This window comes from Corallococcus praedator, assembly GCF_003612125.1.
GTDB classification, from domain to species: domain Bacteria; phylum Myxococcota; class Myxococcia; order Myxococcales; family Myxococcaceae; genus Corallococcus; species Corallococcus praedator.
In genome coordinates this window covers 1-23,910 of sequence record NZ_RAWI01000054.1, presented here as the reverse complement: position 1 = coordinate 23,910, position 23,910 = coordinate 1, and the positions used below count along the sequence as shown (strand labels likewise).

24 protein-coding genes are annotated in these 23,910 nt (G+C 68.8%); 6 read left to right on the top strand and 18 right to left on the bottom strand.

What is annotated here, in order from left to right:
• Window positions 1-2: 2 nt before the first annotated feature.
• Window positions 3-728, bottom strand: a complete 726-nt coding sequence (locus tag D7Y13_RS10015) for a spermine/spermidine synthase domain-containing protein (protein ID WP_120583748.1) — start codon at window positions 726-728, stop codon at window positions 3-5.
• Between the two features lie 125 nt (window positions 729-853).
• Between D7Y13_RS10015 and D7Y13_RS10010 the strand changes: the two genes are divergently transcribed.
• Window positions 854-1,570: a tetratricopeptide repeat protein gene (locus tag D7Y13_RS10010; protein WP_120583749.1), complete on the top strand. Its 717-nt coding sequence runs from the start codon at window positions 854-856 to the stop codon at window positions 1,568-1,570.
• On the opposite strand, the gene D7Y13_RS10005 is transcribed toward D7Y13_RS10010, so the two are convergent.
• The 9 genes from D7Y13_RS10005 to D7Y13_RS09970 all read right to left on the bottom strand — a co-directional run bounded on the left by D7Y13_RS10005 (window position 1,567) and on the right by D7Y13_RS09970 (window position 7,917).
• Entirely contained in the window at window positions 1,567-2,034 is a 468-nt protein-coding gene (locus D7Y13_RS10005) for a carbonic anhydrase (protein ID WP_120534399.1), read from the bottom strand. The genes D7Y13_RS10010 and D7Y13_RS10005 overlap by 4 nt on opposite strands.
• A 78-nt stretch (window positions 2,035-2,112) precedes the next feature.
• A complete protein-coding gene (locus D7Y13_RS46865; RefSeq protein WP_167508735.1) occupies window positions 2,113-2,286 on the bottom strand; it encodes a hypothetical protein in 174 nt (57 codons plus the stop codon).
• Between the two features lie 115 nt (window positions 2,287-2,401).
• The gene (locus tag D7Y13_RS10000; protein ID WP_120583750.1) at window positions 2,402-2,983 is read right to left on the bottom strand and encodes an RBBP9/YdeN family alpha/beta hydrolase; all 582 of its coding nucleotides are present in this window, start codon (window positions 2,981-2,983) and stop codon (window positions 2,402-2,404) included.
• A gap of 35 nt (window positions 2,984-3,018) precedes the next feature.
• The gene (locus D7Y13_RS09995; RefSeq protein WP_120534401.1) at window positions 3,019-3,843 is read right to left on the bottom strand and encodes an aminotransferase class IV; all 825 of its coding nucleotides are present in this window, start codon (window positions 3,841-3,843) and stop codon (window positions 3,019-3,021) included.
• Window positions 3,844-3,859: 16 nt separating this feature from the next.
• Window positions 3,860-4,423, bottom strand: coding sequence for an anthranilate synthase component II (locus D7Y13_RS09990; protein WP_120583751.1), 564 nt, complete (start codon window positions 4,421-4,423; stop codon window positions 3,860-3,862).
• Complete coding sequence (locus D7Y13_RS09985) at window positions 4,420-5,874, bottom strand: anthranilate synthase component I family protein (RefSeq protein ID WP_120583752.1); 1,455 nt, start codon at window positions 5,872-5,874, stop codon at window positions 4,420-4,422. Before D7Y13_RS09985 ends, D7Y13_RS09990 begins: the two co-directional genes overlap by 4 nt.
• 38 nt (window positions 5,875-5,912) lie before the next feature.
• Complete coding sequence (locus D7Y13_RS09980) at window positions 5,913-6,668, bottom strand: hypothetical protein (protein ID WP_199732773.1); 756 nt, start codon at window positions 6,666-6,668, stop codon at window positions 5,913-5,915.
• Window positions 6,665-7,435: a hypothetical protein gene (locus tag D7Y13_RS09975; RefSeq protein ID WP_199732774.1), complete on the bottom strand. Its 771-nt coding sequence runs from the start codon at window positions 7,433-7,435 to the stop codon at window positions 6,665-6,667. The genes D7Y13_RS09980 and D7Y13_RS09975 overlap by 4 nt, the downstream gene beginning before the upstream one ends.
• Before the next feature lie 2 nt (window positions 7,436-7,437).
• Window positions 7,438-7,917, bottom strand: a complete 480-nt coding sequence (locus tag D7Y13_RS09970) for a hypothetical protein (RefSeq protein WP_120583753.1) — start codon at window positions 7,915-7,917, stop codon at window positions 7,438-7,440.
• A 149-nt stretch (window positions 7,918-8,066) separates the two neighbouring features.
• On the opposite strand from D7Y13_RS09970, the gene D7Y13_RS09965 reads away from it, so the two are divergent.
• Window positions 8,067-9,155 (top strand): metallophosphoesterase, encoded by a 1,089-nt coding sequence (locus tag D7Y13_RS09965; protein WP_120534406.1) that lies wholly within the window; start codon window positions 8,067-8,069, stop codon window positions 9,153-9,155.
• Window positions 9,156-9,191: 36 nt separating this feature from the next.
• Here D7Y13_RS09965 and D7Y13_RS09960 read toward each other — a convergent pair whose 3' ends face one another.
• The 4 genes from D7Y13_RS09960 to D7Y13_RS09945 all read right to left on the bottom strand — a co-directional run bounded on the left by D7Y13_RS09960 (window position 9,192) and on the right by D7Y13_RS09945 (window position 14,153).
• Complete coding sequence (locus D7Y13_RS09960) at window positions 9,192-11,594, bottom strand: PAS domain-containing sensor histidine kinase (protein ID WP_120583754.1); 2,403 nt, start codon at window positions 11,592-11,594, stop codon at window positions 9,192-9,194.
• 223 nt (window positions 11,595-11,817) lie between these two features.
• Entirely contained in the window at window positions 11,818-13,140 is a 1,323-nt protein-coding gene (locus D7Y13_RS09955; RefSeq protein WP_120534408.1) for a TIGR02270 family protein, read from the bottom strand.
• Between the two features lie 4 nt (window positions 13,141-13,144).
• Complete coding sequence (locus D7Y13_RS09950; protein WP_120583755.1) at window positions 13,145-13,663, bottom strand: DUF6484 domain-containing protein; 519 nt, start codon at window positions 13,661-13,663, stop codon at window positions 13,145-13,147.
• 25 nt (window positions 13,664-13,688) lie between these two features.
• Entirely contained in the window at window positions 13,689-14,153 is a 465-nt protein-coding gene (locus D7Y13_RS09945) for a DUF4150 domain-containing protein (protein WP_120583756.1), read from the bottom strand.
• 255 nt (window positions 14,154-14,408) lie between these two features.
• Between D7Y13_RS09945 and D7Y13_RS09940 the strand changes: the two genes are divergently transcribed.
• From D7Y13_RS09940 to D7Y13_RS09925, 4 genes are read left to right on the top strand one after another with little or no spacing between them, the layout of a single operon-like run.
• Window positions 14,409-15,512, top strand: coding sequence for a hypothetical protein (locus tag D7Y13_RS09940; protein WP_120534411.1), 1,104 nt, complete (start codon window positions 14,409-14,411; stop codon window positions 15,510-15,512).
• A gap of 3 nt (window positions 15,513-15,515) precedes the next feature.
• Window positions 15,516-16,376 (top strand): AHH domain-containing protein, encoded by an 861-nt coding sequence (locus D7Y13_RS09935; protein ID WP_120583757.1) that lies wholly within the window; start codon window positions 15,516-15,518, stop codon window positions 16,374-16,376.
• The gene (locus D7Y13_RS09930; RefSeq protein WP_120534413.1) at window positions 16,373-16,963 is read left to right on the top strand and encodes an imm11 family protein; all 591 of its coding nucleotides are present in this window, start codon (window positions 16,373-16,375) and stop codon (window positions 16,961-16,963) included. Before D7Y13_RS09935 ends, D7Y13_RS09930 begins: the two co-directional genes overlap by 4 nt.
• A gap of 26 nt (window positions 16,964-16,989) precedes the next feature.
• Entirely contained in the window at window positions 16,990-17,760 is a 771-nt protein-coding gene (locus tag D7Y13_RS09925; RefSeq protein ID WP_120534414.1) for an immunity 49 family protein, read from the top strand.
• Between the two features lie 48 nt (window positions 17,761-17,808).
• Here D7Y13_RS09925 and D7Y13_RS09920 read toward each other — a convergent pair whose 3' ends face one another.
• The 4 genes from D7Y13_RS09920 to D7Y13_RS09905 form a co-directional block, all read right to left on the bottom strand.
• On the bottom strand, window positions 17,809-18,849 hold the full coding sequence (locus tag D7Y13_RS09920) for a hypothetical protein (RefSeq protein WP_120583758.1): 1,041 nt from the start codon (window positions 18,847-18,849) through the stop codon (window positions 17,809-17,811).
• A 138-nt stretch (window positions 18,850-18,987) separates the two neighbouring features.
• Window positions 18,988-22,377: an ATP-binding protein gene (locus D7Y13_RS09915; RefSeq protein ID WP_120583759.1), complete on the bottom strand. Its 3,390-nt coding sequence runs from the start codon at window positions 22,375-22,377 to the stop codon at window positions 18,988-18,990.
• Window positions 22,378-22,399: 22 nt separating this feature from the next.
• Window positions 22,400-23,434, bottom strand: coding sequence for a hypothetical protein (locus D7Y13_RS09910; protein WP_120534419.1), 1,035 nt, complete (start codon window positions 23,432-23,434; stop codon window positions 22,400-22,402).
• Between the two features lie 2 nt (window positions 23,435-23,436).
• Window positions 23,437-23,910 (bottom strand): endonuclease domain-containing protein (locus D7Y13_RS09905; RefSeq protein WP_120630669.1); only part of this gene is annotated, 474 nt, incomplete at its 5' end.

Here is a 23,910-nt window from a genome sequence, read left to right as displayed (position 1 = left end):
TGTCATCCCCCCCGGCCCGGACGCTTGCCCTGGCGGGACGGCACGGAGGCAGGGCCCTTGCCGATGCGCTGGGCGACAAAGAGCGTGTGGCGTGGGCCCTTGGTGCCATGCGCTGCGGGCTTGAGGACCTGGACGGTGAAGCCCACGTCTTCCAGCCGCTTCACGAACGCGGGCGATGGCCCGGCGCTCCACACCACGAGCGTGCCCTTGGGGCGCAGGGCGCCATAGGCGACGGACACACCGGTGATGTCGTAGAGGCTTTCGTTGTCCGGGTGGGTGAGGGCGGAGGGGCCGTTGTCCACGTCGAGCAGGATGGCGTCGAACGCGCCGCTCTGCTTGCGCATCAGGCGCCCCACGTCTCCCTCCACCACGGTGACGCGCGAGTCCTCCAGCGGGGCCTTGGCCAGGGACGCCAGGATGCCCCGGTTCCACGTCACCACCGAGGGCAACAGCTCCGCCACGACGACGCGCGCGGAGGGCTCCAGGCGGTCGAGCACCGCCCGCACCGTGAAGCCGAAGCCCAGGCCGCCCACCAGCACGCGGGCCTTCTCCGTGCCCACCAGGTGCGCGCAGCCGGCGTCGGCCAGGGCCGCTTCGGAGCCGTGCTGCCGGCTGGACATCAGCGTCTGGCCGCGCACGCGCAGCACATATTCATTGTCACGCCGGGCCAGGACGACCTCTCCCACCTCCGGCACCTGTTCCTTCTCGACCGTCTCCCAGGGCTTCATGCCGGCGCTCTTCGCGCGACCGGGGCCGCAGGTCAAGCGGTCCGCCCCCGCGCCTTGACACCCCGGGGACCCGCCTGCGAAATCGCCCGGGGTTCCCTCACCCCGAGGACCCAGGCCCCCACCGCATGGAACGCAACGGACGTCAGGCGTGGCCCCCGGAGTTGTCCGAGCCGCTCCGCGAGGTGGACCGCCTGCGGCGCGGGGGCCGCTACACGTCGGCGCTCGCGCTGGCGAGGAAGCTGGCGGACGCCCACCCGGAGCAGGTGCGTGTGCTCGTGGAGGTGGGCCTGACGCTGGGCGTGTGGGGCGGACAGCCGGCGGAGGCGCTGCCCTGGTTCGACCGCGTGCTCGCCCTGGCGCCGGGACATGCGGCCACGCGCTATTACCGCTCGCTCGCGCTGGCGCGGCTGGGGCGGCACGCGGAGGCGGTGGAGGGCTTCACGCAGGTGGAGGCCGCGGGCTTCCGCAAGGCGCTGGTGGTGCACATGAAGCGCGCGGAATCGCTCGGCGCCCTGGGCCGGTGGTCGGAGGCCGAAGCCGACTGGACGGCCGCGCTGGCGGAGGACCCCGGCAACCCGTGGCTGCTCCAGCAGCGCGCGCTGACCCGGATCCGCGCGGGACGGAAGGAGGCGGCGGAACAGGACCTCACGACCGCGCTTCAGGCCCAGGAGGGGGAAGCGGTGGATCCGGAGCTGCTCCACGCGCGCGGCGTGCTGCGGCTTGAACGTGGGGACATCGCGGGCGCGCGCGCGGACTTCGACGCGGGGCTCGCGGCCTTGCGCGTGGGGGATCCGCCCACGCTGCTGGATGCGCTCCGCGCCGGACTGCGGGACGCGCGTTAGCCCTCGCGGGGGATGTGCTCGAATTCGACGGTCTTGCCCTTGGGGTGCGCGAAGTACAGGTGGATGCGCAGGTGGGGGTAGGCCGTCTGGAGTTCCTTCGCGCCGAAGTGCAGGTCCTTCAGCTGTTGTTCCAGGGAGATGGCCGGTCCCAGGGCGCCGTGGCGGGCCTGGTAGTAGCCGCAGCCCGCGTGCGCCAGCAGCAGCACGTCCTCGATGTGGTGTCCTTCGATGAGGAACTTCGCGGCGCGGGTGATGCCCTCGCTCTCCAGGTAGTCGGACGCCCAGCGGTTGAGGAGCGCGGGTCCGCCGGGCAGGGTGAGCGTGTCGATGCGCGGGTGGCCCAGGTGGTGGGCCAGGTCCTCCACGGCTTCGGTGAAGCGCCCGTCCGAGCAGTACACGGCGAGGGCCTTCGGATGGACGGACTCGAAGGGGACGCGGGAGACGAAGGGAGCGGGGTCGGCCATGGCCCCCAGGTTAACGGCTCCCTTCGCCCGCGAAAGCGACTTCGCGTCGTTCAGCCCCTGTCCGGTGTGGGTGCAGGGTCAGTTGTGCTCTGGAAACGCAGCGGGCTGGCCCGTTCCGCCATTGCCCTCGGGCTTCGGACCGGCGTGCTTGTCCTCCTCGTTCTCGCGCCCGCCCCCCTTGTGCCGGAGGTCCTCGTTCTCGCCGGCGCCCTGGTGAACGACCTGCTTCTCGTCCGTTTTCTTCGAGCCCATGTGATGCCTCCTGTCGTTGGAAGAAGTCCTTCCAATCTGGGGGCGGGTTCGGGGATTGCCACCGGAGGCGGCCCTCCGGAGCCTGCCTGGTCGGTCGCCGGCCCACGGGCAACGTTCAACCCGGAGGCGCGACGGCGAACCGCTCCTGGAGGGCTTCCAGGACGGCGGGCTCCTGGGGGTTGTTGAAGTGGCGGCCTCCGGGAATGACGCGGACCTCGGCGCCCAGGCGCTCCTCGAAGAGCCGGGTGTTGCGGCGCCAGTCGGAGGTGAACGGGTCGGAGTCCGACAGCACCACCACGCAGCGGCGGAGCGCGGCGCGGACGCGGTCGAAGTCCATCGGTGTCTCAATCCAGGGCCGCAGGGTGTCCCAGGGCTTGTCGACCTCGAACCAGCCAGCGACCAGGAGCGCGCCCTCCACGGTGTGGCCCGGAGGCAACGTCGCCAGGTAGCGCATCACGGCCTGACAGCCGACGCTGTGTCCCAGGAACACGGTGGAGGGCGCGGGCACGGAACCCACGGCCGAGGCCACGGTGGAAACCCAGCCATCGAGGGTCGGCGCGGAGGGCGTGGGCATGGCCAGTGCGCGCACGTCGTCGAAGCGCGCGGGCGGCGTGCGCACCTTCGCGGTGAGCCAGGGGTAGAAGTCGGTGTCGGGGCTGCCTGCCCAGCGCGGGACCATGACAAGGGAGCGGGTCATGGCGGCGCAGTGTGCCGCACTCAGGGCGGGTGCGCTCAGCCTTCAAGGAGGGCGCGGGCTTCGAGCACCGCGCGGGCCTGCTCCGCGAGGCGCAGGCTGTCGGGAAGCGCCCGGCCCAGCAGCCAAGGCACACCCACGGCGAGCGCCACCGCGTTGCTGTAGAAACACGCCCCCGCCCGGGAGAGGTCCGCGAGCGGGACGACGCGCTCCACCACGGGAAGCCCACCGACCTGGCCCGCGTCCAGCAACACCGCGCGCGCGACGCCGGGCAGGCACGGGGAGGCGAGCGGCGGGGTGACGAGCGCGCCGTCGAGCAGGACGAAGACGTTCGCGGTGGGCAGCTCGCAGACCTCGTCTGCTTCGTTGGTGATGAGGGGCAGGCGGGGCAGGAGCGCGTGCTGCCGGAACCACGCGAGCCCCTTGTGATTCACGGTGCGCTCCGCGCGCCGGTACGCCCCGGGCTCCACGCTGTCGAGCACGCGGCCGTCGCGGTGCAGGGCTTCGAAGTCCTGGGCGAGCGGGCGGAAGGTGCAGAGCACCCGGCCATCACTGACAGCGAGCTTGCCCACGCCGGTGAAGCCCGGCCCCAGCAGCGGATCCGCCTCCAGGCAGCGGCGCAGCGAATCCCGCACGGCGTCCTCCTGGAGGAGCGCGGGCGCCGGGGCGCGCACGGCGGTGGGGAACGCGGCGAGGCTTTCGCGCAGGCGCGCCAGGTGCCGCGCGAGGAACAGCGGCCGGCCGGCGTCGATGCGGAGCGTGGTGAAGAAGCCCGCGCCAAAGAAGAAGCCCTGGGCGAAGTCCTGGAGCCGCAGGTCCTCCCAGCGCTGGACGACGCCATCGACGGAGACGGTGGAGAACATGGGGGCCCCTGTCGCTTCAGCGTTCCAGGAAGTTCGCGAGCAGGCGGGGGCCTTCGCGCGTGAGGAAGGATTCGGGGTGGAACTGCACGCCCTCCAGGCCCGCGAGCTCGCGGTGGCGCAGGCCCATCACCAGGTCTCCGGACCAGGCTGTGACCTCCAGACATCCGGGCAGGCTGTCGCGGTCCACCACCAGCGAGTGGTAGCGCGCGGCGACGAAGGGCTGGGGCAGGCCCCGGAAGACGCCCTGGCCCCGGTGTTCGACCTCGGCCGTCTTGCCATGCACCGGCACGGGGGCGCGCACCACCTTCGCGCCGAACACCTGCCCGATGCTCTGGTGCCCCAGGCACACGCCCAGCAGGGGCACCCGGCCCGCGAAGGCACGGATGACGTCCAGGGACACGCCGGCCTCGTCGGGCGTCTTCGGCCCGGGAGAGATGACGACATGGCTGGGATGCAACGCCTGGGCCTGCGCGACGGTGAGCGCGTCGTTGCGCACGACCTTGAGCGTGGCCCCGAGCGCGCCCAGCGCCTGGACGAGGTTGAAGGTGAACGAGTCGAAGTTGTCGATGAGGAGGATCATCGCGGCCCCGTGCTCGCGGCCAGGGCGAGGAGCTGGGAGCGGGCCTTGTTGAGCGTCTCCTTGTATTCGCGCCGGGGCTCCGAGTCGTGGACGATGCCGCCGCCGACCTGCACGTACGCGCGGCCGTCCTTCACCACGACGGTGCGGATGACGATGTTCAGGTCCAGTCCTCCCGCGAAGCTGAAGTACCCGAGCGAGCCGGTGTAGAGGCCGCGCGGGTGGGGCTCCAGCTCGGTGATGATCTCCATGGTGCGGATCTTCGGCACGCCGGTGATGGTGCCGCCGGGGAACAGCGCCCCCACGACGTCGAGCGGCTGCACGCCGGGCGCGAGCTGGCCGACGACCTCGGATTCGATGTGGAGGACGTGGGCGTACTCGACGATCTCCATCAGCCGGGTGACCTCCACGGTGCCGTAGGCGCAGACGCGGCCCAGGTCGTTGCGCTCCAGGTCCACGAGCATGGCGTGCTCGGCCTGCTCCTTCTCGCTGGTGCGCAGCTCGTGCACGAAGCGGGCGTCCTCCTCCGGAGTGCCCCGGCGGCGGGTGCCGGCGATGGGGCGCGTGGTGGCGCGGCCGTCCTCCACGCGCACCAGCCGCTCGGGAGAGGCGCTGACGACCTGGAAGCCGTCCGCCTCGAAGTAGCTGGCGAAGTGGACGGGGCTGGTGGCGGACAGCGTCTCGTAGAGGGCCAGCGGGTCGCCGGGGAAGTCCACCTCCAGGCGCTGGGAGAGGTTGACCTGATACGTGTCCCCCGCGCGGATGTATTCGCGCACGCGCTCCACCGCGAGCAGGTAGTCCTCCTGCGTGAAGTTGGAGCGCCAGGGCGCCAGGGGCAGGTCCGCTGCCGGCGGCGAGGGGGACGGCGTGGCGACGGCGGCGCGCACCTGGGAGGCCAGCAGGTCCAGGCGGCGTGAGCAGTCCACCCAGTCCGAACCCGTGGCCACCGCGCGCACGGTGTGCTCCAGGTGGTCCACGACGAGGAACGTGTCCACGAAGTGCAGCGCGATGTCGGGCACGCCCAGGTCGTCGCGCGGGTGGCGGGGCAGGGCCTCGAAGAAGTGACTGGCTTCGTAGGAGAAGAAGCCCACCGCGCCGCCGCAGAACAACGGCAGGTCGGCAGGGCGCAATCCCTTCCACCGGCTGAGCAGCCCGCGCAGGACGGTGAGGGGGGCCTCTTCCTGGAGGACGCCGTCGACGTGGCACCGCGAGCCCCGGGCGGTGAAGCGCAGCAAGGGCCGGGCGCCGACGAGGGAGTAGCGGCCCTCGCTGCTCGTGCGGGTGCTCTCCAGGAGGAAGCGGTCCCCGGCGGGCAGGGCGCGCAGCAGATCCACGGGCCGCGCGGCGCCGACATCCAGGTGACGCACCAGGGGCACCTGGTTGTAGCCCTGGGCCACGAGCGCGTCGAAGCGGGCGCGGTCCAGCGGAGGGAGGGGGGAAGCGGGAACAGCCATGCGGAAGCGTTCCTAGCAGGAACCGCTCCCGTCCCGAACTACAGCGCTTCGTCCTTGCAGAGCTCGTCCTGTAGCTCGGTCAGCGCCTTCCGGGCGCGCATGGGCTGGCAGGTGTTCGCCAGGAAGTAGGATGAAGCGCCCACGGTGGCGGCCTTGAGCTTCGGGCCCAGCGCGGCCCAGCACCCCTCGAAGGCCACCTTCCTCGCCTGGACCGCGCGAGGGTCCTCCTTGGGAAGACCGAGCGCCGCGATGACCGTCTCGGCGAGCGCCGCGTCCTTGCAGGCGCTGACGTCCTTTCCTCCCCCCACCGCCACCGCGAAGAGCGGCATCGCCACGTAGGCGAAGTGCCCCTGCTTCACGAGGTGCGCGGCCTGGAGCGCCGCTTCGGGCCCCACGTCCGGTGTCAGCTCCAGGAAGGTGTCGATGCAACCGCGCCGGTCGAGTTCGAGGCAGCGCTGGAGGTCCTTGCGCGCACCCTGGTCGCGTGCGGTGGCGAAGCGCGGCGCCTTGGGGAGGAAGGCATACCGCTGGCCCAGCGCGCGCGCCCGTTGGGACGCGGCGAACGGCTCCTTGTCGCTGGGGGGAAGGGACTCGACGTCGGCCGTCGCCGCGTCGGTGACCAGGGCCCGCCACGCGTCGGTGCGCTTGGGGGCGGGGAGGTCCTCCGCGCGCTCCAGCAGCTCCGCCCAGGCCTTCTGTGAGGCGAGGGTCTGGAGCTCCTCCAGCGTCACCGGCTCCCGGGCCACCGCGTCCGCCGCGAAGAGACAGGCGGCCACCACGAGTCGACGGATCATCGGGAGAGCTTCCTGTCCAGGAACGCCGGCCCTTCGGCCGCGCCCTGCTGGGTGGTGGTGAAGGTGAGCGTGTCGCCGCCGCGCTCCAGCCCGAGCGTCGGACCGAAGCGGCAGACCAGCGCCGTGACGGTCTTCACCGAGGCGCAGTGGGCCTGGGCGCGGCTCACGAGCGGAGCACAGGCGGCCCACACGTCGAGCTCCGCCATCACCTCGTCGCTGAAGCTCTTCCAGTCGAACGCGAAGGTGGAGGCGGTGCCGCAGGCCTTGTTCAACGCGGTGACGGCGTCGCCAGCGCGGGCCGTGTATTTCTTCTCCAGGTGGGGCCAGGCCTTCTTCTGGAAGGCGGCGATCCGCCCCGACTCCAGTTGCTGCTGGTGCGCGGCGAGCACCTCCGCGGCGGAGGCCTTGTCCGTCGCGTCCTGGTTGAACTTGACGGGGAACGCCTGCACTCCGGGCAGGACGGCCTCGTAGCGGCCGTCGCGCTGGAGGAGGAGCACGTAGTCGCCTCCCCGGTGGCGGGCCACGTAGTCGGCGCCGCGCGAGTGTTTCTTCAGGGTGGCGCGCAGCGCGATGCCATCCTCTTCGGAGTCGGTGCCGCGCACGCGGATCAAGACCTCTGATGCCGTGCGCGGCTCCAGCGTGATGACCTCCACGCTCTGGCCGTCGGTGCCCCGGTAGACCTTGCCCGCCACCGCTTCCAGGGAATGCGCCGCCGTCGTCGCGAGGATCGCCGCCAGCATGAGCGCGGGTGCAAGGGTCCGGGGCATGCTCAGTTGAACGCCTTCTCGAGCGTGGCCTTGGTGTTGTCGCCGAGGTTCGCGTGGTCCTTGGAGGACATGTGGTACGTGAACACGCCCTTGTCGATCGACATGTTGCGCAGCGTCGCGTCGTTGGAGCCGTCCTTCTTCTCGGCGGGCTTCACGCCGCCGAACAGGCACGCCACGCCGGTCACCTTCTTGGCGATGGCCTTCTTGTACGCGGGGCGTTCACACATGGATCCGATTTCCTGGATGACCGACTCACAGTACGAGCTGAAGCTCGTGCCCGACCAATCGTCGGTCTTGAAGTTCTGGAAGTCGGTCTTCACTTCGAGCTTGGTGCCGCACTTGTCGTTGGTCGCCTTCAGGGCGTCCTCGATCTCTGCCTCCAGTTTGGCCTTGGCTTCTTCCTGGGCGGGCTTGAGGTCTTCTTCGGCGAAGGCGGATGTCGACAGCAGGGTCACGACCGCGAACACATGCTTCAGGGACATGGAGGACTTCCTCGTGGGATGGACAGCAATCCCGGAGTCTCCAGGTGGGCAGGTCTTGAAGCAAGAAGCCGTGGCGTGCCCTCCTGCGTCAAACACACCTCCGAAATCACCTGGGAGCGGTCCGTGAACCGGTTAGACATCCGGTGCCGATGTCCTTTCCCACGCGCTTCCAGGGCCACTTCCGCCTCATCGTGGGCGTCGTCGTCACGGCCGTCCAACTGCCCACGGTGCTCTGGCTCTGCGTCCGGACACGAACGCCCCTTCCCGCGCTCGCCGCGCTGGGGCTCTCCTGGCCGTACCTGAAGCGGCTCACGACGCCGTGGCACACCCCCGCGCCCTCGCGGTCCACCTTCCTGGCGTTGGGATGGTGGTCCGCCTGCCTGGTGTTCGACCTGCTGATGCTCCCCGCCGTGTTGGCCATCCGGGCAGGCCTGCCGGAAGCGGCGGCGTGGGGGCTGACGGCGGCGGTCGCGCTGGCGGTGGGAACCGACGCGGCGCTGGCCCGGCCACGGCTGCGACGGCGGACCGTGCGCATCGCGGGACTGGCGCCAGCGCTGGACGGCTACCGCATCGGGCAGCTCTCCGACGTGCACTGCGGTCCCCAGGTGCCCGAGGCGCGCGTGGCCGCCTGGGTGAAGCGCCTCAACGGACTCGACCTGGATCTGGTGACCGTGACGGGCGACCTCATCACCCAGGGCTCCTCCCATGTCGAGGCCATCGCGAGGGCGCTCGGGGGCCTGCGCGCGAAGGACGGCGCCTTCGTCAGCCTGGGCAACCACGACTACTACACGGATGCCGAACACCTGGTTCGCGAGCTGGAGCGCCACGGCCTGGGCGTGCTGCGCAACCGGGGCGTGGTGGTGGAGCGGGGCGGGGCCCGTCTCTACGTCGCGGGCGTCGATGACACCTGGACGTCACGCGCGGACCTGACGCGGGCGCTCGCGGCGCGGCCGGAGGGTGTGCCCACGGTGCTGCTCGCGCATGACCCCGACCTGTTTCCCCAGGCAAGGGCGCGCGGCGTGGAGCTGACGCTCTCGGGGCACACCCACGGCGGGCAGCTGGGGGTTCCGGGCGTGCGCCGCCTGTCCCTGGCGCGGTTCCTCACGCGGTGGACCGCCGGGTTGTATCGGCAGGAGCGTTCCTGGCTGTACGTGAGCCGGGGCGCGGGCACCACCGGCCCTCCCGTGCGGCTGGGCGCCCCCGCGGAGCTGGCCGTCATCACGCTGCGGCGGGCGTGAGCTCCCGGGGCCTGGACGCAACCCGGCGGCTTCTGGCTACCGGGGGGCTTGCGCGACTTCGGGCGCTTGCGTGAGCGCGGGCAGCGTGAAGAAGAACGCGGCGCCCTGGCCCTGCTGGCTCTCCACCCAGGCGCGGCCGCCGTGTGCCTCCACCACGCCCTTGACGATGGCGAGCCCCAGCCCGGCACCCGCCTTGTGCGCGTGGATGGCCTGCCAGAAGCGGTCGAACACGTGGACCTGCTCCTGCGCGTCGATGCCCGGTCCGGTGTCCTCCACGCAGAAGCACACGCGGCCCTCACAGTGCTCCGCCTTCAGGAGGATGCGTCCCCCCGGCGGCGTGAACTTGATGGCGTTGCCCACCAGGTTCTGGAAGACGCGCAGCACCCGCGCCCGGTCCGCGCGCACCCGTGGCAGGTCCGGTGCGAGGGAGACCTCCAGGCGCAGGGACCTTTCCGCCGCCAGCAGCTCGTTCAAGCCCTGCACCTGCGCCAGCAGCGTGGGCACGTCCAGCGGCTCCAGGTCCAGCTTCGGCTGCCCCGACTCCACGCGCGCCACCTCGAGCAGATCATCGATGAGCCGGTCCATGTCGCCCACCACGGCGCGCACCTTGCGCAGCGCCTCTCCGACGGCGGGGCCGCTGTCACCATGGGACAGGCGCCGCTCCGCGCCGGTGCACAGCAGGGAGATGGTGTTCAGGGGCGCGCGCAGGTCGTGCGAGACGATGCCCAGGGTCTCGTCCCGCGTGGTGACGGCCTGTCGCGCGGTGCGGTACAGCCTCGCGTTCTCGAGCACCAGGGCCGCCCGCCGCGCCAGCTCGCGCACCAGCGACAGGTCCTGCGTTTCGTAGCGCAGGCCCGGTCGCGTGGACACCAGCACCAGCACGCCCAGGGGGCGCGCCTGCGTCATCAAGGGCACGGCCACCGCCGAGTCCACGCGAGGGCTGTCCTGTGAGGGCCCGGGCAGGCGCACCACCGACTCCGTGCGCAGGGCCTGCTCCACGGTCCGTCCCAGCGCGCTCGTGGACCCCGGTCGGAACATCGCGCGCAGCGCCTCCTCCAATTCGGGCGTCACCGCGGCGACCTCGGTGGTGGGCTCCTCGCCGTGGGGCCCGCCCGGCGTGGCGATGGCGCAACCGTCCGCGAGCGTGGGCACCGTGAGCTTCACCACGGCGCGCGACACATCCTCCCAGTCGAGCGAGTACGTGCTGGCGGCGCTCACCTCGGAGAGGAAGCGGCTCCACAGTTCGGCCCTGCGTTGTTCGGTGACGTCACGGAAGTAGACGGTGTGGCCTTCGGGGGCGGGGTACGCGACGACGCGCAGCCACCGGTCCACCCGGGCCGAGGGCTGATCCTCCTCCACCGGGGCCCCGGCGCCCGTCGCCCTGCGCAGCAGGTGCTCGATGGCCGCCCCCTGGGACTCGGAGAGGACGTCCGCCGGACGCTGGCCCAGCATGGCCTCGCGCCCGCGGCCGAAGTGCGTCTCCGCGTGCCGGTTCACGTAGGTGAACCGTCCGTCCCGGTCGAACGCGGCGAAGCCGTCCGCGATGCGCTCGAGCACCGCGTCCATCCGCTCCCGCGCCGCCTCCGCCTCCTCGCGCGCGGCCTCCTCTCGCTCCAGACGCAGCAGCGCCTCTCCGGCCTCGCGACGGCCGGTGATGTCCTCGTGGGCCACCACCACGCGCAGGGGACACTGTCCGGCGAAGCGGGTGACCCGCACGAGGAACCAGCGCCGCTGGCCCCCGGGCTCATGGCACGGGTACTCCTGCAGGAAGGACGCGGCGCGGCCGGCGATGATGTCGCGGATGCCCGTGGCGACGGACGGTGCCTCCTCCGAGAAGTCGCCCTTCGCGGCGTCCGTCACGCCCAGGTAGTTCGCGCCCACGCCGCAGTTGGCCGAGTCCTCCTCGCAGCCATTCTCCCGAGCGAAGCGTTTCCACGCGGCGTTGACGGCGAGGATGGTGCCCCGACCATCGAGGATGGCGATGTGCGTGGACAGCGAGTCGAGCGTGGCGCGCAGGAACTGCTCCGACTCATGCAGCGCCTGCTCCGCCTGCTTGCGCGCGCTGATGTCGCGGCAGAAGACGATGAGGCCCCCCGCGGAGGGGTAGGCCCGTACATCCACCCAGGCCTCGAGCGGCCAGAAGAACGCCTCGAAGGAGACGTTGGCCTGCGACGCGAGCGCCCGCCGGTACTCCTGCTCGAACACGGAGCCGAGCGCCTGGGGGAACTCCTCCCAGACGTTGCGTCCGATGAGTTCGGAGCGCGAGCGCTTCAGCAGTCGTTCGGCCCGCGTGTTGACGTAGGTGAAGCGCCAGAAGCGGTCGAACGAGAAGACCGCATCCGAGATGCGCTCCAGGACGTCGAGGGCATGGCGGGTCCTGTCCGTGAGGGCCGCCGTGCCTTTCTCCGCGTTCTGCTCCTGGCCTGGTCGCAAGGCCATCTACTCCCCCCGTCCAGCCACCCTCCGGGCTGACGGCGGGCACCGCGCCCGCTTCTCCATGAGGACCTCCGCAAGGAAGGCACCCTGATGAAGTATGGGGCCCGGGGCTTCTGTGCAGCCGGCGTGGACTCCTCGCCCGGAGGCCAGCCCGGACCGCGAAGCCGCAGCGCTGCGCTGGCCGCAGACCTGGGGGCAGGATCCCGGCCACGCACCGGGGCGTTCATCAACCCCGGAGTGCCTCGGCGAACGGGCGGCTCCACGAAGCGCCGGGCGCCGCACGGGCGGCCTTCCACGCGGCAAGCTGCTGGGGCACGAACGCACGGGTCGGCACCTGGACCGCGCCCCGGCTGCGCAGCGCCAGGTCCAGCGCCAGCGCATGGCGCCGTCGCATGGGCGCGGTGGTGAGCGCTTCGAGCAGGGCCTGGGGGGTGAAGGGCTGCCCCGAGAGGTAGCGATGTTTCACATCCATCCGCTGGCGTGCCTCACCCCACCATTCCGAAATGGCTTGAGGTCGGGGCAGCGGCAGTGCGTCCTCGGGCTTGGACGTGAGGTCCGCGTCGAGGTCCTCTTCCTCCAGGGGAGGAAGCGCCGTGTCTTCTTCCTCGCGAGCGACCGCGTATTGCTCCGCGATGATCAGGCCGGTGATGGCGCTGAACGCCTCGCCCGCCAGCGCGGAGACGGGTGGGTGCCGCAGCAATTCCACGCAGGCATCGGCGGCGGCGACGCGGCCGGAGAACCCGAGCGCCCACAGCACGTCCGGCCGGAGCTTCTCGTCGGAGAGCAGCTCCAGCAGCCGCTTCATGTCGCGCTCCTCCCCGCCCATGGCCAGCAACAGGAGGGGCAGCCGGCCTCCGGGCAGGTGGGAGTTGGCCACGGCCTGGCATGTCGTCCAGGCGGCGCGGTGGCCACCCATCAGGCCCGCGAGGATGGCGGCGTCCCGCAACACGGGCGCACGGGAGTCCAGCGCTCGCTGGAGCAGCGCCGGCTCCAGGGGAAGCCGGGCCCGGCTGACCGCGCGAAGCGCCGCGGCGGCGACCTCCGGCTCCGGGTGCGTGAGGAACGGCGTGCACAGCGGGGCCGTGGCCAGCCCATGGACCCCCAGCGTGTCGAGCACCAGGGCCAGCCGCTCGGGAACGGTGTCCTCTCCCAGGAGCGACGGCAGGGACGTGGGGATGCTCGAAGCGGGGGACAACTCCAGCGCGCGTTGGAGGGCCGCGAGCGCGGGAGGTTCGGCCGAGGGCAGCGCGGCGAGCACCAGGGCAGGGCCGTATTCGGCCTCGGCACCGAGCAGCGCCAGGGCCGCCGCGACGATGCGTTCGGGGTCTTCGGTCAGCGCGGGGACGAGCAGGCGCGTCGCGACGGGCTCACCGCCCAGCACCAGTCCGTCGACATGCGCGGCGACCGCTTCCTCCAGCTCCGCGACCTCTTCCAACGTGAAGTCGGGTGCGTCGAGCGCCTTCTCCCACTGGCTCCACCGGAACGCCGCCTCCTCGAGGTGCGTCTCGTGGATGTCCCAGCGCAGGGGGGCTCCCGTGGGGGTGGTCATGGTCCTAGTTGATCTCCACGGAGCCACCCTTGATGCGGTGGGTTCCGGTGGCGCGAGACTCCAGGTAGGTGCCCTTCACGATGACCTTGCCGTTGCGGCGCAGGGTGATGCTGGCCTCGCCACACTTGAGGACGATTTCGTCCTGGCCCTCGATGACCACGCGTTTGCCGTCCACATGGGCTTCGGTGGGAGCGCGGGGCGGCTCGGGGGCTTCCAGCAGGGCGTCCAGGAGGGGCGTCGCGCTGGGCTCCTGGATGAGGCCCATGATGAAGGGCAGTCCGGGGTCGCCGTTCTCGAAGAGGAGGACGACCTTCTGCTGCCGGGCCACGGCCGCCTGGAGCGCCTGGGCGTCCAGGGCCACGGCCAGCCGGGCGCACACGGGGCCCGCGGTGTTGCCCGGGAAGTCGACGAGGAGGGAGCCGGAGGCATCGAGCCCGGAGAGGTGTCCTCCCCGGCTGCCGAGGATGGGCGTCGGGGGTTCCATCGCCGGGGCGAGGGCTTTCTTGTCGGAGGGAGCGCTCATGGTGTGGATTCAGGCGCGCCGGTGCCTAGACGTCGTGATCACAGACGAGGCACTTGGGTTTCTCCTCGCTGCCGCCCATGGCCACGACAGGCCCCTGCATGACAGGGAAGGGGGGCGTGTTCTTGTCGTTGTGGAGCATCAGGTCGAGTGCGCGCGCCACGTTCTTGCCTTCGAACTTCACGTCGAAGGAGTAGTTGACGAACTCGGCCTTGCCCTTGGTCTTGTTGGACGCCACGCCACCGCCGGCGGTGCCCGCCTCGTCGCCGGTGCTCATCTTGAAGTTGGAGTCCTTCACGCAGACGGGGTTTCCGGCCACGGACACCTTCTTGGTGCCCTTGTCGGTGTCGGAGGACTGCGCGACGTTGGGGTAGGGAATCGGCACGGGCCCGGCGGGGCTGGGCGTCTTGCAGACGTCCGGGAAGGCCATGGTGACACCGCCGCTGTCCTTGGTGACGACAGACATCTTGTTCACACCGGTATTGACGGGCATGGCCACTTCCTCCAGGGCGCATGATAGCGCGTCGACGTGGCGAACGCTCACGGGGCGTGGATTTTGCTGACACGGGGAGGGTTACCCTCATCCCCTCGTGGCCACCTCCAACCACCTTGCATCGCGCTGGTGGGGCTTCGAGAAGTCGGTGGCCGGGAAGGTCATGGACATGGCGCCAGGGGGCGCCCACACTTCGCTGGGGCGTTGACTGCGAGGCGACTCAATCCGCCCTTGCCAGGCTGAAGGAAGGTCGCGTTGGACATCGTCATCACCAGCTTGGGGATGGTCTCGTCCGTGGGACGGGGTGTCGTGGCGACCTGTGCGGCCATTCGTGCTGGAATTGCCTGCGCCCAGCCGCTCACCTATTTCGAGGTGCTTGACGAGGCCTCGCAAGAAATGGAGTTCATCACCGGCCACCCCGTGCGTGGACTGACCGAGGGGTTCACCATCATCGGTCGTTGGCTCCGGCTTGCCCGGGCCTGTGTCTCAGACCTGCTCCACCAGGGTGCGCTTCCAGATGCCACCCATGCATCTTTCTGGCGCCTGACGGGGTTGCTGGTCGTAACGCCGTACCTCAATGATGATCGGTTCGGTGGTGATGCGGGTGATGCACCCGCTTCCAAGGAACTCGTCCAGCTGGCCTACCTGCAGCCGCTTCTCGAAGCGCTACGTCTGCCCATTGAAGAGCGCAACGTCGACGTCCTCTGCCAAGGACCCGCAGGGGCAATTCATTCCATCCATGAGGCCCGTCGCTGGATGGAGACGCGTGGGCTGGAGCGGGTGCTCGTCATCGCGGCTGATTCCTATTGTGACCCGCTGACGCTGGAGTGGCTGGCGTGGTACCGGCGGCTCAAGACACCAGAGAACCCATGTGGCCTGATGCCGGGCGAGGCGGCAGCCGGCTTCCTGTTGGAATCCTCCGCGAGTGCTCGCCGGCGGCAACCCTCAATGTGTTTCGGTATCGCCGGTTCGGCGGTCCGGTTTGAGCAGAGCCATTTCTTCAGTCAGAAGCCCAACGCTGGCGTTGCGCTGACGGAGGCTCTGGATGAAGCCCTGCTGGGCGCTGAACTCAAGGTTCCTTTCGCAGGCAGTATCGTTTCAGACTTGAATGGCGAGAACTGGCGGGCGAACGAGTGGGGCTACGCCCGGCTCAGGATGGAACGTCGGTTGGCAGATCGTTTCCACCAAGTACTCCCCGCTCTCTCATTGGGAGATACGGGCGCGGCCAGCGGTGCTGGCGGCGTGTGCGTGGCCGCCAGGGCGCTCGCTCGCGGCTATTCAAGAGGTGAGCACATCCTGGTGGTCTCCAGTTCGGAACGTGGGCACGTTGGTGCGATGTGCCTCACGATGAAGGGATGAACCGTGTCGGATCCTTCCGCTCAGCAGCATGAAGAGGACGTCGCTCACAGGATTCACGTCAGCGTCAAGAACACGACCGAGGGCGGAAGGTGCCTCAACCGACATGTCGCCGCGTGGGAGCCCATGACCTGCTCCCATCGCTGGCAGGCTTTCAAGCATGCCCTGGAGGACGCCCACCTCTACAACTGGCCGGCCTACAAGAAGCTTGCGCGGGGCAAAGCGATCCACACGGACGCGAAGCGGAACCACGTCAGCAAAAGCGGCACTTTCTACCCCATCTTCCCGGAGGGATACCGCTTCCTGCTCAAAGCGCCTCAGCAGGGAGATTGGGACGTCTCTGAGTCGATGACCAGCAAGAACTTCAAGTGGGATTACCGGACTCCGTACATCCACAACGGCCACCACGTCGTCACCAACAGCCAGCTCCGTGGTGCCGCCAACAAGCTTGAGAAGAAGTTCCCGAATGCCACGCTCATCGTTCGCCGGGGACTGGCCAGGGCCGGTTACAACCTGAACCACAAGCTCAACATGGTCATCCTGCCCATGGACAGGAAGGTGGCGGGCGCCCTGAACCTTCCGCGGCACCTCATCACCTTCCTGTATCGGGATCACCGCTCGTACAGTGACTTCGTGGCGAAGCGCCTGGACAAGATCATGCGCTCCTACGAAGGCGAGCTGCGCAAGTACGTCCGCAAGGACAAGGAGCACACGAAGCTGGCCCATGAGCTGGCCAAGGAACAGCTCGAACTGCTGTCCGAGGAACTCTACGCGCAGATCACCGCGCGGCAGACGAAAGAGGAACGTGAGGCGAGCACTCCAGGCTATACGGGAACGCTGGATACCCTTCTCAATGGGATGCCATGAGATTCTTCGAGTTGGAAACCCTGGGCGATCTCAATGACGCCGAGTTGCTGTTCCTGGACCAGGAGCCAGAGGTGATGGGGCTGGACGGATATTGCCTGGCCGCCGGTGAGCCCGTGAGCGACTCCTATCCCGCTGAGGTGAAACTCCAGCCAAGTGAGGAGCGAACCGGGATCCAGCTCTCCTCGGTGTTGGGGAACAATTTCAACTACCTCATCGTCTCCAGTGCGATGAAGGCTGTCATCGCCGAGCACTCTCCGAAGACCGCCCTCGAGTTTCTGCCCTTCATCCTCCTGGATCACCGGGGGCGTGTTCGCAGTCAGGACTATTTCTTCGTCAATCCTCTCGGCGGTATCGATGGCGTGGATACCAAGGCCAGTGACATCAAGTACCACCGCAGCGGGGCCATCGTCGGCATCCGCAAGTTGGTGTTGGACCCGGAGAAGCTGCGCGACGCTCCTGCCCTCTTCCGCCTCCAGCAGGACCCGCAGCTCTACATGGTGAATGAGTCCCTCGCAAAGGCGTTCCAGGAGCGGCGCTTCACCAATGTGGTGCTGCGGGAGTTGACGGTCTCCGCTGCGAAGTCCTGAACCCGGCGACTGGAAGGGTGACTTCCTTGGCATCGAAGTTCTTGCCCGTCTTCATCGACAACGCGCTGGGCGATAACGAGGAGCTGCTCCCGGCCTTCATGTCCGGGAGAGGGGGCCTGAAGGAGGCGCTCCGTCTCTGTCAGAACTTCCGCATCGCGGGCATCGGCTCGCTGCTGATGTCTGGCACCCCTGCACGCTTGCACGAATGTCTGCATGCGAGCGCACGCGCGTTCGTGCACTTCGCTGGCTCCGTGCCCGAGAGACAGAATCTGACCAGTCGCGCGGAGCCGTTCTTCGATGCGGTGGCCTGTGGGGACACCGAGGCCGCACGGGAACTGGCGCGTCTGTCACCCCGGGCTTGCGACAGGAATCGAGAGTACGAGGAGGACTTCCTCTTCGTCCGCTTCCTCATGGACCACTCCTTCCTGGGGCTGGACGCGCGTGAGGGCAAGGCCCTTCTCGAGCGTTATGAGGAGAGCCTCGAAGGCTCCGCGGACTCGCGGCTGGCGGTGTGCCAGGCCTTGTTGGCGGCGGATGAAGCCCGGTTCGATGAAGCCCTCTCGCGGATGATGGAGGCGCGGGAGGTGCGGTTCCGTAAGCTTCGCGAGAAGGAGTCGGCGGCTGAAGAGGTGCTCGCGACCGAAGGGTATGTTTCTGTCGAGGGACTCGCCCTGGTGCGACTCGCTGTCTCGAAAGGTCTGCGTCCGCAGGAGGACCACCTGTTCGTTCCCTCGGTGGCTCGGGAACAGGTGGTGCTTCGGTTCCACCCGGACTCCTGGAAGCGCTTCTTCGCATAGCGCCTGGGCGGAGCACTTCATGCTCGTCAGCGACAGAAAAGGAAGAATTCAGTTCGAAATCTGCTGATCGGCTCGAGCCGAGCCGCGCACCACACGTCGTAGGTTCGCCAAAGTCGTCGCATCGAGCTTGGCAAGCCTCGCCTGTCCAGGCGCGTTGAGCCACCCCTCTACCAAGCGGGCAATTCCGCGAGTCAGCGCCGCAGGGCTCTGGTGGGCTGCGGTGATGACGGTGCGGCAGGCGTCCTCATTGCCGAGGAAATAGTGGGCCAGCACCCAGTAGTTCGCGAGCAGCGGCTGGCGCGAGAGCCAGGGCCGCTCCAGTTTCCAATCCGCCGCGCCGGGCGCCCGTGCGAGTTGCTCCGTGAGCCTGGGGCCGGGTCGTCCCCAGAGGATGCCTGTCAGCCAGTGTGAGCGTTGGTAGAGCCGCTCACTGTCCGCCGCAATGAGGCTCTCGGGACTGCCAGGAGTGAAAGCTGGGAGCCGCTCATCGTGTTCTCGGGCCACGTCGAGCAACTCCTCATAGCGAGACTCACCAACCTGACCAGGGGCTTCATCTGGATCAGGCTCGTCCTCGGAAAGCCACTCCGTGAGAAGGAAACGTTTGAGGGTGCGGGCGGGATGCAGCGTGCTCCGCTCATGGATGAACGGGAAGATGATGAGCGTATCGCCCGGACCGGGCAGCAGGCTCAGGAGAATGCGGTCACCCGAAGCGTCCTCGCTCAGGAGGAAGAGGCCCGCGATGAGTCCTGCGGAATATGAGGGCAGCAATTCTGCGAGTGCTTGTGGGTCATCCGGTACGTGGAGGGGGATGTCGAGCCGGAGGGAACGGTCTTCGGAACACCAATAGGACTCGGGCTCCTCGTTACCCTGGAGGGCTTGTTGGAGGGCCTCCCACTCGCGGAATTCCCCAGGGGGAAGGACACCATGGGCCTCGCGCAGGGCCTCGACACGTGCATCGGTGAAACGCATGTCCAGGCTCGCGAGGCGCGACCTGAAGGTGGCTCTGTCGCGGGCGACCAGTGTCTCGACGACGTCGGTCAGACGTGCCGAGAGCAAGGTGTCGGTGGTCAGGGTCGCGAGGTCCAGCATGGCGTTGCTCCAGGCATGTATGGCGTAGCAGCAGGCCTTGACGACGCTCGCCGCTCCGACCTTGCAGGCCTATCGCCGGCCAGGTCGGAGCGGGAAACCGTGGTCATCCGAGAATGCGAAACCTGCGCCGATGTCGTTTCATTGCCCCTGTTCGCGAGAGCGGTGTGCAAGCTGGAGGATTTCATCCTCGGAGAGTTGGTCCGTCTTGATGATGTTCCGGTCCGCCTTGAGCTGTTCCACCTGTCCGTCTCGCAGGACGTGGAACTGCCCTTGCTTCTGCGCGGGGAGCTTCGCGGCCGCATCGACACGGGCATCCGCGAACATGGGCTTGAGCTTCTTGAGCGCCGTCTCCTCCTTCACCCGACCGACGCACCAGTTGCGCACGTTGTCCCTGCATTTGTAATCCAGGTCTCCCGGGCTCTGCGTCGCGAGCATCACCCCGATGCCCGCCGAACGGGCGCGCTTCAGCAGGTTCTCCATGGGCTGCTTGGTGGCGGGCATGCTCATCGCGGGGAGGTACAGGTCTGCCTCGTCGAAGAGGAGGACCGCCTGGAGTCGGGATGAGGGGTGCTGGCTTGCCCAGCGATTGGCCTCCACGAGCAACTGCGACACCCAGAAGAGCGAGCCTTGCGTTCCGCCCAGGAACTTGGTGCTGATGATGCTCAGCCGGGTCCGGCCAGGCACCTTCGCGCTTCCCCGGCCGAGCAGCTCTTCCATGTCCAGCTTCTCCCCCTGATTGGACAAGAGGGTGCGCGTGTTGAGCTTCAGCGTCGTCAGGTCCTGGGCGAGCCTGGGGAACACCTTGAGGTCCATCCCGCTCACTTCCTGGACGAGCGCGATGTCCTGGGACGCGATGAACTTCTGGAGCAGGTCGAGAGTGAGCTCCTGTCCGAGGGGCCGCTCCACCAGCATCCTCAACGCTTGGGCCAACAGCGCCTTCGCCGCCTTGTCCTTCTGGCTGCTCTTGTACTCCAGCATGCTCGCGATGGCCTCCGCGGCTTGCTGGATGCTCTGGTCACGCTCTTCTGGAGGCAGGACCTCCAAGCCTCGCGGAACGATGGGAATGGCGAGCGGACGCCCGTCGGAGCGTCCCGGGGTGTAGAGCGCCACGTCCACCCGCTCCTTCAGCAGGCGGCGACGCTCGTTCAGGACGGGGTCCTTCAGCTCCTCCTCCCACGCCTCGTCCCGTGCATACGCGGCGAGGTCTCCCTTGCGGTCGACGAGCAGCGCCGGAATGCCTTGCAGGAGCAGTTGCTCGATGAGGTTCAAGGCGAGCGTCGTCTTGCCGCTTCCGGAACCGCCGAGGAACGCGCTGTGCTTCGTCAACTCGTCCGGTTGGATGAAGACAGGCTGGGTGAAGACGCTTTCGGAGATACCCATCCGCATCGCGCCCGGCTTCGCATCGCTCGCGGGCTTGGGAGGAATGGCTTGCGGTTGGGGCACCTCGACGGGAGTCTTCGTGCGGCCAGGCACCTTGCTGACCAAGGGCGGGCCGATGGCCGTGAGGTGATGTCCATCCAGCGCGGTCTCCGCTCGCGAGTCCTCGCTGGAGGATTCGGGCTCACGCACATGGGCCGGCTTCTCGTCGGGCCGGGTGTCCACACGTCGCGCGCTCTCAGCGGTGGCTCCACGGCGCTCTCCCTGGACAGGCTTCATGACGCTCGGGGCGGAGGTTCCTTCCGCCGTGGAGACGGGTTGCGGTGGAAGCTGACGCGTGGACTCCGGAGGAGGGCTCTTCTCCAGCGCGAGCACATCCGAGATCGCCTTCAGTCGCGTGATGGGATGCGTGGCGCGGCTCCACTCGATGAACGCAGGTGCGGGGTGCTCCTTCTGGAAGGACCGCAATGCGACCAGCTCGCGCAGATCGCTGTTGCCGAGCACCGCGCGACGGCCGCCCTTCTTCATCAACATCGTGGTCTGGTCCGCGACCAGCGTTCCGAGCGTTCCGGGAAAGTCCGTCGTGCGCACGAGGACGGTCAACTTGCCCGCGGCGGCCCTCAAGGCATCCGCCATCTGGCGCCCGAGCCCGCCGCCTCTCGGAGAACGGTTGCAAAGCGCCACGAACATCTGGGTGTTGCCGGGCTGGAGCGTGACGTTCAGCGACTCCTCATCCAGCGGCTTGACCTTGAAGCGCGTGGATCCGCCGAGCTCGTCTCCGCCCATTTCAATGGCCCAGGCCAGCAGCGCGGCGACGTCCGAGTCTTCCTCGGGAATCGCGTCCTTGAACCTGGCCCGGAAGTCGATCCAGGCCTGGTCCGTCTTCTGGATGGGGCTGACTTCAGCCGGTGGCGGCTGCGTGCCGCCGCCCTTTCCCGGGATGGGCAGGGGAAAGTCCTTGGGGAGCTTCTCTTCCTGGATGGCGCGCTCCCGGTAACGGCGGCATTGATTGAGGACGTCGCGCGTCCGCTGGCCGCTGAGCAATTCGAAACCCTTCGCAGGGATGGGGTAGGTGGGGTCGGAAGGGTGGGGGGAGAGGCCTGATTGCGCGTACAGGACGCTCAGCCGGCGTGCCGCGATGTCCCGCGCCGTCTGCGCCGTCACCGAGACCTCCAGCGAGACGGGCTCGGGATCGTGTTCGATGCGGTCCCTCATGGCCAGGTTGAGCTGGTTGCGCATCTTCGACCAGAAGTCCTCCAGGCAGCAGACCACCACGATGGCCGTGGGCACCTGCGCCGCGAGCGCGGCGAAGCTGTTCATCGCCCGGCGGAAGGAGGGTTCCATCCGGGGGCTCTGTTCGAAGTCGCTGATGTCCTCCACCTGGTCCACGCAGAGGACCAGGGCCTGGTTCATCACGCCCATGAGCCGCCCCAGGTGCGTCATCATCCGGATGGGGTCGTCGTCCGCGGTGCGTGGCACCAGATCGCCAATCACCGTGCGGTCCGCCGGAGCGAGGTCCTCGCATCGCAACCACTGGAGGATCCGGTGGTGGAAGCGCGCTTCGCGGCGTTGAAGGCAGATGAGCGCACGCAGCAATTGCACGTCGATGTGGCGGAAGTCATCGAGCGCGTGAAGGTCATCCGCGACCGAGCGGATCATGTCGTGAAGCTCATGGTCTTCGAGGATGCGCTCTTCCGGGATGAGCGGTGCAAAGGCACTCATGCAGCGCGCCATCACCGCGTCGGACAGGCGCATCAGTCCGGAGTCTTCCCCCGCGTCCGAGTCATACGGTCTGTCCAGGGAGTCGATGAAGTAGGACAGGATGTGCCGGTCGTAGTGGGTCGCATCGACGGTCATCGGCATGTAGCCGACGTAGCCCACGCCCCGGCTGTGGACGCTGTTGCGAAAGGCCCGCACCAGGTGCGTTTTTCCGCTGCCTGATTCGCCGAGCAGCAACAGCAGCCTGCCTGAATCCGGAGCGGGCTTGCGGATGGCGCGCTTCACCAGCCGCTCGAAGGCGGAACGTGCGGGAGCGTTGAGGGATTCGACGTCGAAGGGGTCTCGCTTCCAGAGCGTCTGACCCTGCTGGACGCTGCTGAAGATCTCGGGACCGTCTGCGAGGAACGCGGCAAGACGTGCGTCGGTGGCCATGGGGGCTCCTGGAGGACTCTGACTAGACGACGACGAAGTGGTAGGTGGCGCCGTAGGACTGGACCTCGGAGTCGGCGACGTCCGTGGCGTTCATGTGCTGGACGAGGTCCGCGCGGCTGAGCAACAGGCGCCGCTGTCGATTGGCGTCGAGCAATGCGGCATCGAAGGACTCCCGATCCGCCCACTCGGGCCGCATGACCTTCCAGACATGCGAGATGAAGACCTTGTTGTCTCCGAACCGGCCCGTGGGGGATGCCCGCGCGACGTCGAGCACCCGTTGGGCGAAGGCCGCCGTATCCGTCGCGAGGGGGGCCTTCGGCTCCTCCCGGGGGGATTCCACGCGTGGCTGGGGGAGGGCGGGCTCCTTCTTCGGCTCCTGCGCTCCCGCCGCCAGCACCCACTCCCGCAGCGCCGCCAGCCGCACCACCTCCGCGTCCACCCGCGACGCGCCCACCGTGCGCGCGGCCAGTTGCTCCACGCCGCGCTTCGGGTCGCTGACCTCCTGCTCCAGCAACTGCCCCAGCAGGTGCGCCTGCACCGCGCGCAGCGAGAACTTCTCCCCCGTCTCCACGCCCAGCTGTCGCCACAGCAGCCGGTCCCGCACCTGCTCCAGCGTCGGCGTCTCCGGCCCCTCCACCCGATGCGCGCGCTTGAGCAGCACCGCCCGCACGCCGTCCGCGTTCGCAAGCCGCCCCAGCACCGACTTGGAATTCGGCAGGCCCAGGCCCTTCGCCAGCAGGTGCTGCTGCTTCACCCGCTTCCACGTCAGCCCCTTGGGCGAATCCACCCGCAGGAACTTCAACGCCCGCTGCCGGCCCTGGCCCGTCAGCGCCAGCGCCGTGCGCGAGCGCTTCTCCACGAGCCTGCCGGCCTGCAGCCCTTCCAGCAGCGCGTCGAACCGTTCGGTCCACTCGCCCCGGCTCCAGCGGTGCTCCACGAAGGCATGCAGCGTCTTCGCCAGCTCGTTGCGCGTGCCCGGCTTCTTCTCCGAACGCGTCGCCAGCCAGGCCAGGGCCAGGCCCTGGAGTCGGGTGTCGGGGGTGTCGGTGTTGTCCATGGTCATGGCTCCCGCCCGGCAAGCTCGCGCTTCCGGGCCGCAATCAACGTGTCGAGGGTGTGGAGGATGTGCTCCAGCTGGGACAGCACGTCCGTCGCGAGCAGCCGGTACACCCAGTAGCCCGCCCGCTGGAGGTCCAGGTCCTTGCGCCGGTCGCGGCGGAACCGCTCCGGATCCTGGAAGTGGAAGTAGCCGTCGACCTCCACCGCGAGCCGCAGCCGCCGGCTCAGGAAGTCCACCTCCCAGGAGCGCTTGTCCTCGGGGTGCAGCCGGACGTTGTGCTCGAAGACGCCCGCCGTGGCCGCGTGCTCCTCCAGCCGGTCGCGCAGGTACGCCTCCGCCTTGCTCCGGGACTTGTCCGGGGCCAGCTCCCCCGCGCCCGTCAGCACCTCCAGCGCCACCTCCGCGGCGCTGACCCGCTGCGCCTCGGACGCCCCCGCGCGCTCCAGCTTCCGGAGCGTCTCCACCGCACCTTC